This is a genomic window from Streptosporangium pseudovulgare (assembly GCF_014648055.1).
GTDB lineage: Bacteria > Actinomycetota > Actinomycetes > Streptosporangiales > Streptosporangiaceae > Streptosporangium > Streptosporangium pseudovulgare.
The window spans coordinates 1-13,880 of the sequence record NZ_BMQJ01000043.1; the positions used below are offsets into that span (position 1 = coordinate 1).

At 69.6% G+C, this 13,880-nt stretch carries 17 protein-coding genes; 8 read left to right on the plus strand and 9 right to left on the minus strand.

Going from position 1 to position 13,880, the window contains the following annotated elements; all coding sequences use genetic code 11:
* Window positions 1–356 precede the first annotated feature (356 nt).
* Entirely contained in the window at window positions 357–1,016 is a 660-nt protein-coding gene (locus tag IEZ10_RS37955; RefSeq protein WP_189251335.1) for a GNAT family N-acetyltransferase, read from the plus strand.
* A 350-nt stretch (window positions 1,017–1,366) separates the two neighbouring features.
* Here IEZ10_RS37955 and IEZ10_RS37960 read toward each other — a convergent pair whose 3' ends face one another.
* The 5 genes from IEZ10_RS37960 to IEZ10_RS37980 form a co-directional block, all read right to left on the minus strand.
* A complete protein-coding gene (locus tag IEZ10_RS37960; RefSeq protein WP_229812076.1) occupies window positions 1,367–1,504 on the minus strand; it encodes a hypothetical protein in 138 nt (45 codons plus the stop codon).
* Window positions 1,505–1,969: 465 nt separating this feature from the next.
* Window positions 1,970–3,019 (minus strand): recombinase family protein, encoded by a 1,050-nt coding sequence (locus tag IEZ10_RS37965; protein WP_229812077.1) that lies wholly within the window; start codon window positions 3,017–3,019, stop codon window positions 1,970–1,972.
* 194 nt (window positions 3,020–3,213) lie between these two features.
* Window positions 3,214–4,518 carry a replication-associated recombination protein A gene (locus IEZ10_RS37970; protein ID WP_189251336.1) on the minus strand — a complete coding sequence of 435 codons (1,305 nt, stop codon included), beginning with the start codon at window positions 4,516–4,518 and terminating at the stop codon, window positions 3,214–3,216.
* 111 nt (window positions 4,519–4,629) lie between these two features.
* Window positions 4,630–4,782 (minus strand): hypothetical protein, encoded by a 153-nt coding sequence (locus IEZ10_RS37975; RefSeq protein WP_229812078.1) that lies wholly within the window; start codon window positions 4,780–4,782, stop codon window positions 4,630–4,632.
* Window positions 4,783–4,875: 93 nt separating this feature from the next.
* The gene (locus tag IEZ10_RS37980) at window positions 4,876–5,271 is read right to left on the minus strand and encodes an MmcQ/YjbR family DNA-binding protein (RefSeq protein WP_189251337.1); all 396 of its coding nucleotides are present in this window, start codon (window positions 5,269–5,271) and stop codon (window positions 4,876–4,878) included.
* 129 nt (window positions 5,272–5,400) lie between these two features.
* Here IEZ10_RS37980 and IEZ10_RS37985 point away from each other — a divergent pair, with 129 nt between their 5' ends.
* Window positions 5,401–6,333 carry a helix-turn-helix domain-containing protein gene (locus IEZ10_RS37985; RefSeq protein ID WP_189251338.1) on the plus strand — a complete coding sequence of 311 codons (933 nt, stop codon included), beginning with the start codon at window positions 5,401–5,403 and terminating at the stop codon, window positions 6,331–6,333.
* Between the two features lie 31 nt (window positions 6,334–6,364).
* Here IEZ10_RS37985 and IEZ10_RS37990 read toward each other — a convergent pair whose 3' ends face one another.
* The 3 genes from IEZ10_RS37990 to IEZ10_RS39700 all read right to left on the minus strand — a co-directional run bounded on the left by IEZ10_RS37990 (window position 6,365) and on the right by IEZ10_RS39700 (window position 9,119).
* The gene (locus IEZ10_RS37990) at window positions 6,365–7,387 is read right to left on the minus strand and encodes an alcohol dehydrogenase catalytic domain-containing protein (RefSeq protein ID WP_189251339.1); all 1,023 of its coding nucleotides are present in this window, start codon (window positions 7,385–7,387) and stop codon (window positions 6,365–6,367) included.
* Between the two features lie 296 nt (window positions 7,388–7,683).
* Window positions 7,684–8,337, minus strand: coding sequence for a hypothetical protein (locus IEZ10_RS39695; protein ID WP_229812081.1), 654 nt, complete (start codon window positions 8,335–8,337; stop codon window positions 7,684–7,686).
* Window positions 8,220–9,119 carry a carboxylesterase family protein gene (locus IEZ10_RS39700; RefSeq protein WP_229812079.1) on the minus strand — a complete coding sequence of 300 codons (900 nt, stop codon included), beginning with the start codon at window positions 9,117–9,119 and terminating at the stop codon, window positions 8,220–8,222. The genes IEZ10_RS39695 and IEZ10_RS39700 overlap by 118 nt, the downstream gene beginning before the upstream one ends.
* 530 nt (window positions 9,120–9,649) lie before the next feature.
* On the opposite strand from IEZ10_RS39700, the gene IEZ10_RS38000 reads away from it, so the two are divergent.
* The 4 genes from IEZ10_RS38000 to IEZ10_RS38015 all read left to right on the plus strand — a co-directional run bounded on the left by IEZ10_RS38000 (window position 9,650) and on the right by IEZ10_RS38015 (window position 11,627).
* Window positions 9,650–10,027 (plus strand): MmcQ/YjbR family DNA-binding protein, encoded by a 378-nt coding sequence (locus tag IEZ10_RS38000; RefSeq protein WP_189251340.1) that lies wholly within the window; start codon window positions 9,650–9,652, stop codon window positions 10,025–10,027.
* Window positions 10,028–10,333: 306 nt separating this feature from the next.
* Window positions 10,334–11,191: a phosphotransferase gene (locus IEZ10_RS38005; RefSeq protein ID WP_189251341.1), complete on the plus strand. Its 858-nt coding sequence runs from the start codon at window positions 10,334–10,336 to the stop codon at window positions 11,189–11,191.
* Window positions 11,178–11,315 (plus strand): helix-turn-helix domain-containing protein, encoded by a 138-nt coding sequence (locus tag IEZ10_RS38010; RefSeq protein ID WP_189251342.1) that lies wholly within the window; start codon window positions 11,178–11,180, stop codon window positions 11,313–11,315. The genes IEZ10_RS38005 and IEZ10_RS38010 overlap by 14 nt, the downstream gene beginning before the upstream one ends.
* 126 nt (window positions 11,316–11,441) lie before the next feature.
* Window positions 11,442–11,627, plus strand: a complete 186-nt coding sequence (locus IEZ10_RS38015; RefSeq protein WP_189251343.1) for a hypothetical protein — start codon at window positions 11,442–11,444, stop codon at window positions 11,625–11,627.
* Between the two features lie 157 nt (window positions 11,628–11,784).
* Here the strand turns inward: IEZ10_RS38015 and IEZ10_RS38020 are convergent, their stop codons facing one another.
* Window positions 11,785–12,150, minus strand: coding sequence for a RidA family protein (locus tag IEZ10_RS38020; protein ID WP_308426341.1), 366 nt, complete (start codon window positions 12,148–12,150; stop codon window positions 11,785–11,787).
* Window positions 12,151–12,286: 136 nt separating this feature from the next.
* Here IEZ10_RS38020 and IEZ10_RS38025 point away from each other — a divergent pair, with 136 nt between their 5' ends.
* Both IEZ10_RS38025 and IEZ10_RS38030 read left to right on the plus strand, forming a co-directional pair.
* Window positions 12,287–12,667: a winged helix-turn-helix transcriptional regulator gene (locus IEZ10_RS38025; RefSeq protein ID WP_189251345.1), complete on the plus strand. Its 381-nt coding sequence runs from the start codon at window positions 12,287–12,289 to the stop codon at window positions 12,665–12,667.
* Window positions 12,668–12,865: 198 nt separating this feature from the next.
* Window positions 12,866–13,588 (plus strand): hypothetical protein, encoded by a 723-nt coding sequence (locus IEZ10_RS38030; protein ID WP_229812080.1) that lies wholly within the window; start codon window positions 12,866–12,868, stop codon window positions 13,586–13,588.
* Window positions 13,589–13,880 lie beyond the last annotated feature (292 nt).

A 13,880-nucleotide genomic window follows, 5' to 3' on the forward strand; every position in this document is an offset into this window, starting at 1 on the left:
CGCAGGCCTCGTGGGGTAACGGTGGGAAACGATCAACGCTCTCGCGGGAAGCGATCTTCCGTACCCAGTCTCAGCCGCTGGCCAAACCCATTCGTGAACACCCCCTGTGGTCTCCCTCGGGTCTTGCCCGCCGGCTGCGCCCGGTAGGCCGCGACCTGCGTCCCGCCGAGGAAAGTGAGGTATCCGTGGTCAACCGGACCGCTTCGCCTGCCGCTCGTCCCCCGCGGCTGACCCGGGAGCAGGCGTGTGCGCTGCTGCTGTCTCCACCGGAGGCCGGAACGATCACTGTCAGCGCCTCATCCTTCTAAAGAGGGCCAACGACGATGACCTTTGATCAGGCCGCGGGTGCACCGCGCATGGAGCGACCTGCCCAGACCAAGCCCCCGGTGATCCGCGTGGCGCAGCCCGGAGACGGGGCGACCGTGGAGGCTTTGGCTCAGGTCGCGCTCGGCGCCGACGGCGTGGTGCCGGCCGCTCCGGGAGCGTTCGCCGCGGCGATCGACCGCCACGGCGGTCGCCTGGTGCTGCCGCACGGCACAGGATGCGCGCTGGTGGCCCGCGCTTCCGCGGCCCCCGGCGACCCACCTCTCGGATTGGCCTACACCTGCCCGCCGGTGCGGCTGATCGACCAGTACGCCGAGCTCGGCCCCCGCGGGCAGCGGCGCCTGGCCGGTGCGCTGGCCGAACTCGAACTGCTCGCCGTCACCGCTCCCGCCCGCGGCGCAGGTGTCGGCACCGCCCTCCTTGCAGCTGCGGAAGAGCAGCTGCGCTCCGGCGGGTGCCGTCTGGTGTTCGCCAAAGTCCGCTCCGCCGATCGGCCGGTGTTGCGCTGGTATCGCCGGCGCGGCTACCTGCCGGCCGCCCCCGGCGAGCCGGTCACCCTCGACGTCGACGGAGCATGGACCGTCTTCGACGACGGCGGTGACGGCCACCGCCTGGCGGTCAAACCCCTGGCCCCCGATGAGCGGATCCGCCGCGTCTTCGCCTCCGGCGGCACCTACCTGGCCTCGATGTAGTCCCGGGGAAATTTCCAACGGATTTGCCTGACCTGCAGCGATACATAGGGGCGCAGACCAAGTAACGCTGAAAGGGATAGTCGCCTGGTCGCGGGGGTGTGCCCGCGATGGTTACGGCTCGAACATGGCGGGATAAGTCCGGCACGATAACGATCACTGGGGCGTTTTCGCAGGTCGTGGTGCTCGATATCTGTCTTTATGTCAACCCACTAGCCCTTTCCGGCGTACTTGGTCTGTGGGCCTACATAGGCATGGACGGCACCGGGATGCGGGCCGAGCCCCTCCCGATGACGAGCAGGCTCTGCAGGTGTGGCTGACTGATGAGCGGTCGGCTGTTCTGGTGCGGTGCGTCAGCGGAGACGGCGCCGCTGGATGGGGTCGGCTTCGGCGGTGATGCGGGCGGAGGTCTCCTCGCCCAGGCGTACATAGCGGCCGAGGCTGGCCAGGTGCGGCGGCTCGTAGGGGCACTGGCGCCAGAAACAGGCCACGGAGGTTTCCATAGCTGCTTTGACCTGTTGGGAAGCCTCACTCGCATCTCACAGGAAGCTTGATCTATGGATGGCGTGCTCGGCCGTGGGCTCTCCCGTCGGTGGTCCCGGTTATGGCCTGTGCGCCTGGTGGCGGCGACTCGGAGGGCCTGCCGGTGGAGCTGGTCGCGGCCGTCGATCAGCATCGTCGGGGAGTTGGTGAAGCCCGTCCGTTCGGCCTGATCGGCGATCACCTGGTGGTGAAACCGGTGGGGTGCAGTCCGGTCTGGCCCAGCCTGCCGCAGCCGTTCGGTGGCGAGCTGCCGGTTGGGGGCGCAGTCGGGCACCACCAGGAGCTCGATCTCCACATCTTCAGCATCGGGTTCAGCGTCGGGCATCCCGGTGCCATACGGGCCGAGGGGCCGCACTGCCCGGGCCGCGCGCCGAGCAGCGGGGCGCCACATTTCATCCGGTGTGGTCCGGGGATCACTCGCCCGCCCCTTCGCCGAAGGCCTGCCGCTGGAGGCGGTCCGTCAGGTCGGGGTCGGTGCCGCCGGGCCCGGTGATCTGGGTGCGGATCGGCCGCCGGGGGCCGCTGAGGTCCGCGTCGTCCTGCGGGTCCTGCGCGTGCTGCTCTTCGGCTTCGGCGAGCGCCCGGTACACCGAGGCCACCGACGGGGACTTGCCTGCGTTCTTGCCGGTCTTGATGGTGAGCTTCCTGGCGATCTGCGGGACGGGGACGCCCTTGTGCTTCAGGGCCAGGGCGAAGGTGAGTGCGTCGTCGTCGATGACTTTCGGACGGCCGCCGTGGTTGCCCTTGGCCGCGGCGGCGTGCTGGCCCTCCAGGGTCTTCTCGCGGATGTAGTTGCGGTCGAGCTGGGCGGCGACGGCGAGCACGGCGAAGAACATGGCGCCCATGCCGCCCGGGTCGTAGATGCCGGTGAGCGGGCCGGTGAGGAGTTCGAGTTGCACGCCGGCACTCTGCAGCTGGGTGGACAGGGTCATCAGTTCGGCGGCGTTGCGGGCCAGGCGCTTGAGTTCGTGGACAGTGAGGACGACCTCCTGGTCGGGGGCGGCCTGCTTGATGTCGTAGGCAAGCGTGAGGGCCTTGTCCAGCTCGGGGCGGACCTTGACGCGGGTGCTGATCTTCTCGGAGAAGATCCGCTTGCAGTGCGCGGCCGTGAGGGCGTCCAGCTGGCTCTGCAGCTCCTGCTGGGCGGTGGAGCAGCGGGCGTAGCCGATCCGGATCGGTTGGGCGACAGGCGCCGCCGGGGCCGCCTCGATCGGCGGGCCCGGCTTCCATGGCCGGCCGGGGCCGCGGCCGTCGTGAACGGGAACCTCGAGTTCCTCGCGCGGGGCGGGGACGAGGATGAAGCGGGCGGTGTGGTACTTGGTCGCGGTCTTGTTGCCGCGGGTGCGGCACGGGCTCCCGGCGGGGGCCTCGCATTTGGGGCAGGCGTGTCGTTCTGTCCATGTGCGGCTTGATCGGGCGTCAGATCCATCCCGGCAGTCCCTCAGAACTGTGTTGCAGAACATGGGCGTTTTGAGAGGGTTTCTGCGAACGAATATCGGGTCAAAACGGACGCGATGCGGGGGTGTTGCAGAACTCTAGCAACTGATCATTTATGAGAACACGGAACGTGAAGCCGCCTGCGGTGCCGAGGGCATCACTCCTCAGTGAGGCGCGTGAGGACCTGGGCGACGGATTCTTCATGTCCATGGGTCGGCTGTCAGTCGCTGTGTCTGCGAGCACGCAGAGCGGCCCAGTGGCGCAGGCGGTCCGCGATCTGGGTTTCGTAGCCGTTGCGGGTGGGCTGATAGTACGTCTCGCGGTCCATGCCGTCGGGGAAGTAGTCGGCGCCGGAGAAGCCGTCGGCGGTGTCGGGGTCGTATTGGTAGTCCTTGCCGTAGCCGAGGTCCTTCATCAGCCGGGTCGGGGCGTTGAGGATGTGGGCCGGTGGCATGAGTGAGCCGGTGCGGCGGGCGGCGCGGTGTGCGGTGTTGAAGGCGCGGTAGACGGCGATGGACTTGGGTGCGGTGGCGAGGTAGACGACGGCCTGGGCGATCGCCAGTTCGCCCTCGGGGGAGCCGAGCCGTTCATACACGTCCCAGGCGGCGAGCGCCTGCTGGAGGGCGTGCGGGTCGGCGATGCCGATGTCCTCGCTGGCGAAGCGGACCAGGCGGCGGGCGACGAACAGGGGGTCCTCACCGCCGTCGAGCATGCGGGCGAGCCAGTACAGCGCGGCGTCCGGATCGGAGCCGCGCATGGACTTGTGCAGCGCGGAGATCAGGTTGTAGTGGCCCTCTTGCGTCTTGTCATACAGGGGGGCGCGCTGCTGGAGGTGGCGGGCCAGCGCTGCGGTGTCCAGGGCGTTTTCGGTGTCGGGGAGGGCCTGGAGCTGTTCGGCCATGTTGAGGAGGTAGCGGCCGTCACCGTCGGCCATGGCGATCAGGGCGGTGCGGGCGTCGTCGTCCAGGGGCAGCCGGAGGCCGGTGGACTGCTCGGCGCGGTCGAGGAGCGTGGACAGTGCGGCTTGGTCGAGGCGTTTGAGGACGAGGACCTGGGTGCGGGAGAGTAGGGCGCCGTTGAGTTCGAAGCTCGGGTTCTCCGTGGTGGCGCCGATCAGGGTGATCGTGCCGTCCTCGACGTAGGGGAGGAAGCTGTCCTGCTGGGCGCGGTTGAAGCGGTGGATCTCGTCGACGAACAGCAGGGTGCCCTGGCCGATGCCGCGCCGGCGTTGTGCGGCGGCGAAGACCTTGCGCAGGTCGGCCACGCCGGAGAAGGTGGCCGACACCGGTTCGAAGGCCAGGTTGGCGGCGTGCGCGAGGAGCCGGGCGATGGTCGTCTTGCCGACGCCGGGCGGCCCCCACAGGATGGCGGAGCTGAGGTGCCGCTGGGCGATCATGCGGCCCAGCGGGGCGTCCGGAGCCAGGAGGTGGTCCTGTCCGACGACCTCTTTCAGCTGGGTGGGGCGCAGGCGGTCGGCGAGTGGCCGGGCGGGCTCCTCGTCGAAGAGCGGCAGGGTCGCTTCCATCGGTCTCTCGGGGTCGGTGGCGGACGTGTGCGGTCGTGTGCGGGCGTGGCGAGCCTTGCGCGGGTCGCCGGCGAGCGAGGGCTCAGCCGCTCGCGGGCAAGCTCGCGGCGCTCACCCGTCACCGGGGGCGGGTGAGCGCCGCAGCCGTTCGACGACCAGGTCGTAGGAATTCTTGACCGCCCCGGTGACGAGGCGCTCGGTGATGCCGGGTTTCGGCCCGATCGAGAGTACAAGGTCGTGGGCAAGGTGTTCCTGGTCGTCCACGTCGAGCTGGAGGGTGAAGGGGCGTGCGTTGCTGGCGCCGGGCAGCGAGGGCCGTGCGGCGGGCGGTCTGCTGGAGCCGGTCGCCGGCCGCGTTCACCGGGCCGTCGGCGTGCCGCCGCCGTAGGCGTGCGGGTCGACGGGCTGCTCGGCCTTGGGCAGGCCGGCGACGACAAGCCGGTAGGACTCGGTGATGAGTTCCCTGACGAGGGACTCATCGACGCCTTCCCCGTCTTCCAGCGTGATCCAGTGCTTCTTGTTCATGTGGTAGCCGGGGGTGATGTGGCTGTTGTGTTCCCGCAGGGCAAGCGCCTCGCCTGGCTCCGCCTTGAGGATCACGACGGGACGCCCGGGGACCTCGGTCATCAGCATGAACACCTTGCCGCGCACCTTGAAGACCTCCCAGTCGTCGCCGAAGGGATGATCCAGCCGGGCTCCGGGAAGTTCCCCCGCACAGTCGGCGGCGGTCTTGTGCAGGGTCGGTCCGTTCATGAACGTCTCCTTCCTCCGGTGGTGGCGGACTGGACGCCGTAGGGCGCCGACAGTGCGCCGCGCGGTCGCGGCGGCACCCCTATCCTCTCCGTGAACGCGGCACGTCAGGCAGTAGACTGCGGACACGTGATGGTCGCCAGACGACACCTCGGGCCGGGCGGGCAGGCCGGACCTGCCGCGATCCCGCTGTACGGTTTCCAGCCCCCGATCGGCACGCCCTACGGGCTGGAGGTGAGCACCGTCGAGGACTTCTTCGTCCAGCACGATGACTGGCCGTGGAACCCGCCCCGTCCGGGCCGCGCCACCTTCCACTACCTCATCACGGTCACCGAGGGCGAGCTGCGGCACGACGTCGACCACGTCACGCGGATCGTCACCCCCGGCCAGTGGCTGTGGGTGCGTCCCGGACATGCGCAGCGCTGGCATCCGCCCGGCACCGCCCGCGGCCCGTTCATCCTGTTCGAACCGGGCGTACTGACCCCTGGCACCACCCGCCTCCTGGCCCCGATCACCGCGCACCAGGCCCCCGCCGTGCTGAGCCCGCACCCCGACGACGCCGCCTGGCTGCATCAGACGGCACTGCAACTCCTCGACGAACACCGCGCGCTCGGGCGCCGCCCTCTGGATGTCCACCATGCCCTGCGGCGCAGCCTGCTCGAATCGCTGCTGCTGCGCCTGGCCAACGCCCCCGGCATCACCCCCACGGGCGCGGCGACGACCGGCACGGGCCGTGGTGATACCTACGGCCGGTTCGCCGACGCCCTGGAATTGCACTTTCGCGAACTACACCGCGCGGCGGACTACGCCGAGCTGCTGGGCTGCTCGGTCCGTACCCTCAGCCGCGCCGCCCGGGACGCCACAGGTAAAGGGGTGCGTGACCTGATCGACGAGCGGCGCCTGCTCGAAGCCCGGCGCCTGCTGGGAAGCGCCCGGTGGGACGCCCGGAGCGTGGCCGCCCACCTCGGCTTCACCGATCCCGCCAACTTCGGCCGCTTCTTCCGCGACCGCACCGGCATCACCCCAGCCGCCTTCGCGGCCCGCGCACGTGCGACTGATCCGTGAGCCGGGTGCGGCGCCCCCGCAGACTCGCCGCTCAGTCGTTCAGGACCACGACGTGCTTGCCCGCCATGGCGCCGGACTCGACGCCGGCCTGGGCGTCACGGACCTGTTCCAGGCCGTGGTAGACCTTCGCGACCGGGGCCATGAGGCGGCCTTCGGCGAGGGCCCGGAGCTGGCGGGCGAAGACGTCCGCCGGCAGGTCGGCGGCCTGGCCCGCGTAGCTGGTCAACCGCACCCCGCCCGGGATCAGGAACGGGCTGAAGTCGGGGATGGACCACCCGCCCGCCAGAGCGCCGGTGAAACAGACGGTGCCGTGCACCCGCACACAACGGAAGGTGTCCGGTAGGACCGTGCATCCCACCAGCTCCAGCGCCGCGTCCACACCCCGCGGCACGAGGTCGCGGACCTTCTCGGCGAGGCGCCCGTCGTCCACGACCGGGTGGTCGACACCCATCGCCCGCAGCTCGCCGACCCGCTCGGCGTGACGGGTGGTGGAGATGACGGTGGCGCCCATCTCCTTGGCCATCGCCGCCGCACTCAGACCCACCGTGGAGGTGCCGCCGCGGATCAGCAGCCTCTGCCCGGCCTTCAGGTCCAGGCCGCGGGTCAGCGAGCCGTACGCGGTCTGGAACATCTCCGGCAGGGCGCCGACCACGTCCCACGGCAGGCTGGTCTCGAACGGGATGACCTGTCCGGCGGGGACGGTCACGTACTGGGCGTAGGCACCGTCGTAGGAGCGGCCCATGCCGCCCATCATGGTCGCCACCTGCTGTCCAGGGTGCAGCCCGCTGTCCTCGTCGGCCTGGTCGACCACGCCGACGCCCTCGATGCCGGGGATACGGGGGTAGGTGACCTCCGGGTCCGACTCGCCCTTGCGGGTGGTGACCTCGGACTCGTTGACGCCGAACGCCTTCACCTTGATCCGCACCCAGCCGGGCTTGCGCGGAGGCACCGGCACATCCTTGATCTCCAGTGCGTCCAGGCCCCCGGGCCGGGTGACGACGACGGCCCGCATCGTCGCCGGTGCGGCGTCGTCGGCTGCTGCCGGCTGGCTCATACCGATCTCCTATCGCGTTCTTGCCGATCTATCGCGGTTCTTGCCCGCTGAGATGTGAAGATGCAACTCTGGCTCCAGACGCGTCGGCGTGCCCGGCATGGTCGTCGCCGCTTCCGCCCGACGAAGGTCACCGCCTACGGCGGCGTCCTCGGCCGACGACAACCGCTCCGGCCACCCGGTATCGGGATGCCCGGCAGTCAGGGCTGCGCAGTGTTCGCACCAGTGCGTCCGGACCGCCGGGCCAGTGACGACGGCGGGAGTGCGCCGTTCCGTGTCCCTGTATCGCCCGATGACCGTCAGGGGCGGTCGATGCCCTCCCACAGGTCGAGGGCCGCCCGGTAGTGCGCGGTGGCCTGGAACGGGGGCTTGCCGACGCTTCCCGCGATGGGCCGGTCGGTGACGGCGGGCCACAGACGAGACTGCTCGCCGGTCGCGAAGTCGAGCACGATATCGCGGATACGGGTGTCACGCTCGGCCTGCTCGGCGCTGCGGCCCGGCTGCTCCTGGCCGACCAGGGCATACATCTCGGTGCCGTGCACGGCAGGCGCCCCCTCGGCGGGCCCGATCATCAGGAGGTGGGCGTTTCCGCCCGCGGCGGCGTGGGCCAGGGCGCCGCGGGCGGCGGGGAGCCCGTAGACGTAGTCCCTCAGGAGCGCGGCGCGGACCTCGGCCGGAGTGCGGCCGCCCCGGTCGTAGACGTCGACGATCTTCTTCGCGCGGGAGCGGGGCAGGCGCCACCCGGCGACTTCGTCGATGACGCGATCGACGGTGTGCGGGTCGAACCGGTCGAGGTCGTTCGCCACCCACCAGCCCATCTCATCACTGGCCATGCTCAGCAGGACATCGACGTCCCGGTGCGCGCCCGAGGCCAGGACGTCCATGGGGTGGGCGCGCAGCACCGCACCGGGCTGTCCGCTGTCCAGGACGACACCGATGGCCTTGGCATCCACCCCGGCGCGGACACCGAGGTCCCTCGGAGTGACCTTGTGCAGGGCGGCCACCAGAGCGGGCGTGTCCAGGTCGAGCAGCTTGTCCGGGTTGTCCGCGACGCCGAGTTCGGTGACGAACCGGTGCGCGAGATCCTCGGCCCACCAGGCCGGCTGAGACGTGCGGGACCGCCGGAGAACCCGGCCAGACGCCGGTACAGGCCGTCGGCGGAGGGGGCGCCGAGCAGCCCGAAGGCGGAAAAGCCGCCGGCGCTGTGGCCGTAGACGGTGACGTTGCCAGGGTCGCCGCCGAAAGAGGTGATGTTCTGCTTGACCCAGGTCAGCGCGGCGATGACGTCCTGCAGGCAGAGGTTGCTGGCCTCGGCGAGAGCGCCGCCGTACTGCGACAGCGAGACCGCGCCCAAGGCGCCGAGCCGGTAGTTGATCGACACGCCCACCACACGTCCCGACGCGGCCAGGCCGGCAGCGTTCGAGGTGATCTGCGTGTTGGCGCCGTACTCGAATCCGCCGCCGTGGATGTACACAGCCACCGGCAGCGCCTGCCCGGCAGGCTCCTGGGGAGCCCACACGTTCAGGTTCAGGCAGTCCTCGCCCATCCCGCTGTCCGCCTCCAGCCAGTCGCCGCTGTCAGGCTGGACCGGGGCAACACCCTTGCGGTCGTAGGGGCGCTCCGGATCGAAGTCCACGAGCACGGGGCGGCGGTACCGCTCGGCGGTGGCGTACGGGATCCCCCACCAGGACCGCACCCCTGGTGCAGTCGGGGCCGTAGGTGCGGTGGCGGTCATGGCAATCTCCTTCGAGCACAGGGAGGGTGTCGTGTCAGGGCTGCCGCGTCGCCGTCACGGACGGTGAGATCCGCGGCACTCATCCATGATGAGTTCGCTTCCGGCACATCGGCTCGTTAGGGGCGGACAGCTCATAGTCGCCAGGAGACACCCTGCGCTCTCCGGATGGCTCTGCCCGGGCGCGGACGCGGTGCCGCTGTCCGTACACCCCCTGGGGGTCGTCGATCCCGAGCGGCCAGGCATCACGCGAGCTGAGTTCGCGCGTTCCGGTGCTGGTTCCCGGGATGATCGAGCGGCCGGTTGCGGTGCCAGAGCTGCAGGTCCGCGGCCCCTTCTGGCCGCATGGAGATCCTTTGCTGACGCATGACCGCTTCTGACGCGGATGCGCCATCAGGAGGATAGGGGCAGAAGTCTACGAATCGGTCGCCGGTAACGCCCGGTGCCAGAGCGAGGGGAACAGGGGCGGGAAGACGCACGATGACGTCGCCCGCCCATTCGCCAGTGCTGAGGAGTGCTGAGGGGTAGCCGCGATGAACGGGAAGGCGCTGCAGGACATTGCGCAGCAGCGGGCTGAGGAGCTGCCGGCGGCAACGCTGTACTCCTTCGAGCCGGGTTGGGAGGCATTCAGGGTTGTGGACAAATGGTTCATGTTGCTGACCGAGGTTCCCGGCCGGCCGGTGGTGATCGTGAAGGCGCGTCCGGGCGACGCCAAGGCGTTGTGCGAGGCGTATGCGGACATCACTCCCGGCTATCACATGAACAAGCGGCATTGGATCACGCTTGCTCCCGGTGACTCCCTTGACGAGAAGCTGGTGAAGGACTTGGTCACCGAGTCCTACCGGCTGGTGGTCGCCAAGCTGCCCAAGTCGCGCCGACCGGTCGATGCGGCGCGGTTCGGCACCCGCTGAGGCGGCCATGTCCATCACCGGCAACCGGCTTCAGCACCTGGCCCGCAGCACGGCCGAGCAGCTTCCCGGCGTCAGCCATGGCCGGCCGTTCACCGAGGGGTGCCACCGGAATACGGCGGATTCGGGCCGCCGAGCGGCAGGGACTTCTTGGACGTAGGTTTTGGGACAGCATTCGTGCAGGTGAGCCTGTCGTCCGAGAACGTGTACGTTTCTGAACACCGCCGTAAGGGGGCTGGTGACCGGATGCTCGGTCGGGCCAAGGGCCTGCGCCGCACATCAACTCCAGCAGGGAGAGGCACCGAACACGTGAAGGACACCGAGATCCCGCGGGCGGTGGCCGCGGCCGTCGACACGGCCGCCGAGTACGGTCTGGGCGCCGACGACGCCGCTGTGCTGCACAAATCGAACCGGATCGCCGTCCGGCTGCGGCCCAGCGGCATCCTCGCCCGGGTCGCGTCCCTCGCGTACCGCCTCGACCTCGAGGTCGAGATCACCCGGCGCCTCGCCGGGACCGGCAGCCCGGTGGCGGGTCTCGATCCGAGGACCGAGCCCCGCGTCCATGTCCGTGACGGCTTCGCCGTCACCCTCTGGACCTACTACGAGCCCACCGCCGCACCCGGGAACCACCCACCCGCCGCCTACGCCGACGCCCTTGCCCGGCTGCACGCCGGCCTGCGCCGCATCAACTTCGCCGCACCGCACTTCACCGACCGCGTCGCCGACGCCCTCCGGGCGGTCGAGGACCCCGCCGTCAGCCCGGACCTCGGCACCGCAGAACGCGCCCTGCTGACCGACACCCTCCACGGAATCAGCCGCGCGATCCTGGACCGCGGCACACGGCAACAGCTCCTGCACGGCGAACCGCACCCCGACAACCTGCTCGCCACCGCGGACGGACCGCTCTTCATCGACCTGGAGACCGCCTGCCGCGGACCCGTCGAGTTCGACCTCGCGCATGCTCCGGAGGACGTCGCCGCACACTACCCAGGCGCCGACTCCGTGCTGCTCGCCGACTGCCGAATCCTCAGCCTCGCCCTCGCGGTCTCCTGGCGTTGGGACCGCGACGACCAACTCCCCGACGGGCGCAGAAGGGGCCGACAGTGGCTCGCCCAGATGCAGGCCGACCTCGACCGCCGGGAGCACGCCGCCGGTGGCGGCCACTGAGCGGCACCCCGCCGCACCGGCCACGCCGCGCCGTCTGCTCGACGACGGCGCCTCGGGCACCGAGGCCGCCCGCACCCTCAAGATCGGCCGCTCCACTGCCTACGAGGCGCCAACCCAGCGCTGAGCAGCGGCTCTACCGTCCCGCGGCCCGGTTCCGCCGTATTCCGGTGGCACCCCTAGTGGGTTCTATCCGCGCGTCCGCGTCCGCGTCCGGGGCGGTGGGGCTGGTGCTGTCTCACAGGCCGGCGCGGTGCTGATGGTGGAGACCGTCCGCCGGACCGGCCTGGACGCCGCGTCGTCCAGGAAGAAGAACCGCTCCAGCTCCGCCCGCGACGGCGCCCCCACGCACGCCCCGTACCGAGCCGCCTGCTCATCGGACAGGAACTCCACCGGCATGACCCACAACCTCCACACGGCCGATCAACACGACCGCTGAAGGTTCTGGCAGCCAGTAACCCCAGGTCAAAACGTCACAAGCTGCCCGGCGTGCTTAGCGCCGGTTTCCGTTCCGTTGTTCCTCAACCCCCTGCCCGAGGAGGGCGAGCGTCCCCGCGCGGGCGGGGCCGACCTGCCAGCGGCGGACGCCCCGCCGCTCAGTCGATGATCGCGGTGACCTCGGCCTCGACGAGGATGCCGGGCTCGAAGAGGATGTCGACCCCGATCAACGCGAGTGGCGGCGTGGCGAGGTCGAACTCGCGCGCCGCCTGCTCGATGCCCGCGTTGAATGCGTCGTACATCTCCCTCTTCCAGCCTGCGGCGTACCACGTGAAGCGGACGACGTCGTGGAACGTCGCCCCCGCCGCATCGAGCGCCCTGGCGACGTTGCGGTAGACCTGGGCGACCTGCCCGGCCAGGTCGCCAGGCGCCACCAGCTCGCCATTCTCGTTCCAGGCCACCTGGCCCGCGAGGTGGACCTGCCTGCTTCCCGTCGCCACGGCGACGTGATGATAGATCGGCACGCGGACATGCCCGTCAGGGTTGATGAGCGTGACAACCATGATCTCTCCCATTGTTACTCTCTTGCAGTTACTCAAGAACTGTAGGAGAGTGTCCGGTGACGTGGAAGAACGCACTTTTCGGTGACTGGGGAACCTGATGGTGAGCAAAGGGCTCAGCAACCTGTCCGACGAGGCGGACCTGAGGCGCGCCGACTCCCTCGCGCGAGAGATCTTCTCGGACGTCGCCAACAAGTGGGCGTTGCTGATCATCGAGGCTCTCGGCGAGCGCACCCTGCGTTTCAGTGAGCTGCGCAACGAGGTCGAGGGCATCAGCCACAAGATGCTCACCCAGAACCTGCGCATGCTGGAGCGCAATGGCCTGGCCGAGCGGAAGGTACACCCGACGGTGCCGCCACGGGTCGAATACACCCTCACCGAACCTGGCCAGGCCCTGCGCGCCACGGTAGATCTGATCTGCGGCTGGACCCACGAGTACTTCGGTCACATCGAATCCGCCCGCCGCCGCTTCGACACCTGACGGGATTGACCGGCCGGTTCGCGAGGCCGGTCTCCCGCCCGGCCGGTGCCGCGTCCACGACAAGAGCACCACCCGCATCGTCACCGCCGCCGGAGCCCTCTGGAAGCACTACGCCCCCGGAGACCACCCATGACAGCCGAACCAGCCCGACTGGAAAACGCGTATGCGGTCGGGCCTGAGCAGTGCCAACCTTCCTGGGTGACCTCAGCCGAGACAACCTTCATCCGTGTCGCCGCGGCTCGAAACAACGCCGACTGGTGCGCCTCAGTCTGCCGCTCCCACGGCATACCAAACACCTTCAGCGAGACGGCCTGGCACAGTGCCCGCCGCACGCCGCCGTACTACCCCGATGCCGTCACCCTGCACCCCGACGCGGTGCCGACCGACTTCCTGTCCGAGATCGACACGGCGTCACCCGGGTGTTCGATCAAGGACAGTTTCGCCGCTCTCGACCTCACCTCGGACGGCTTCGTCAAGTTCTTCACCGCCCAGTGGATCCACCGCCCAGCAGAAACCCCCACAAGGGCAACAACGCCGACCCTGCGCACCGAGCGGGTCTCCACAGCCGCCCAGCTCCGCGACTGGCAGGCCACCTGGCACGGCGGTGACGGAACCCCGGACGTCTTCCGTCCAGCGCTGCTTGACGACCCGTCCGTGCTGGTACTCGCCCTTCACAACGGCGAAGACCTCTGCGGGGGCGTCGTCCTGAACCACAGCTCCGGGATGGTCGGCCTCTCCAACCTCTTCGCGGTCGACAGCAGTGACGTTGCCATCGCCTGGTCATCAGCGATCACCGCAGCCGCCAACCACTTCCCCGGCCTTCCCCTGGTCGGCTACGCGCACGGAGACGATCTCGCGCACGCGCTCGCCAGCGGCTTCACCGCACTCGGCCCACTCCGCATCTGGCTGCACGGATCCTGACCGTCACCCGCCACTCGTCCAACGGAGCACATACGGTGAAAGACACCGGGCCCCCTGCGAGGAATACACGCCACCCGATTAACGACGCTTACCAATCTCAACCCCCGAATTCCTCAACCGGGCCCGGGCATGCCCGCCGCAAGGCGATCATCTGGTCATAGTGCCTGATGTCCTGTCGGCCAAGGCTCCTAGGAGCTGTTTGAGGTTCGGATCATGTGGTTGAGGTGAGGAGCTTCAGCCACATGATCGAGCCTCGGAGATGGAGCCCGGCCTCGTAGTTCTCCGGGGTTTC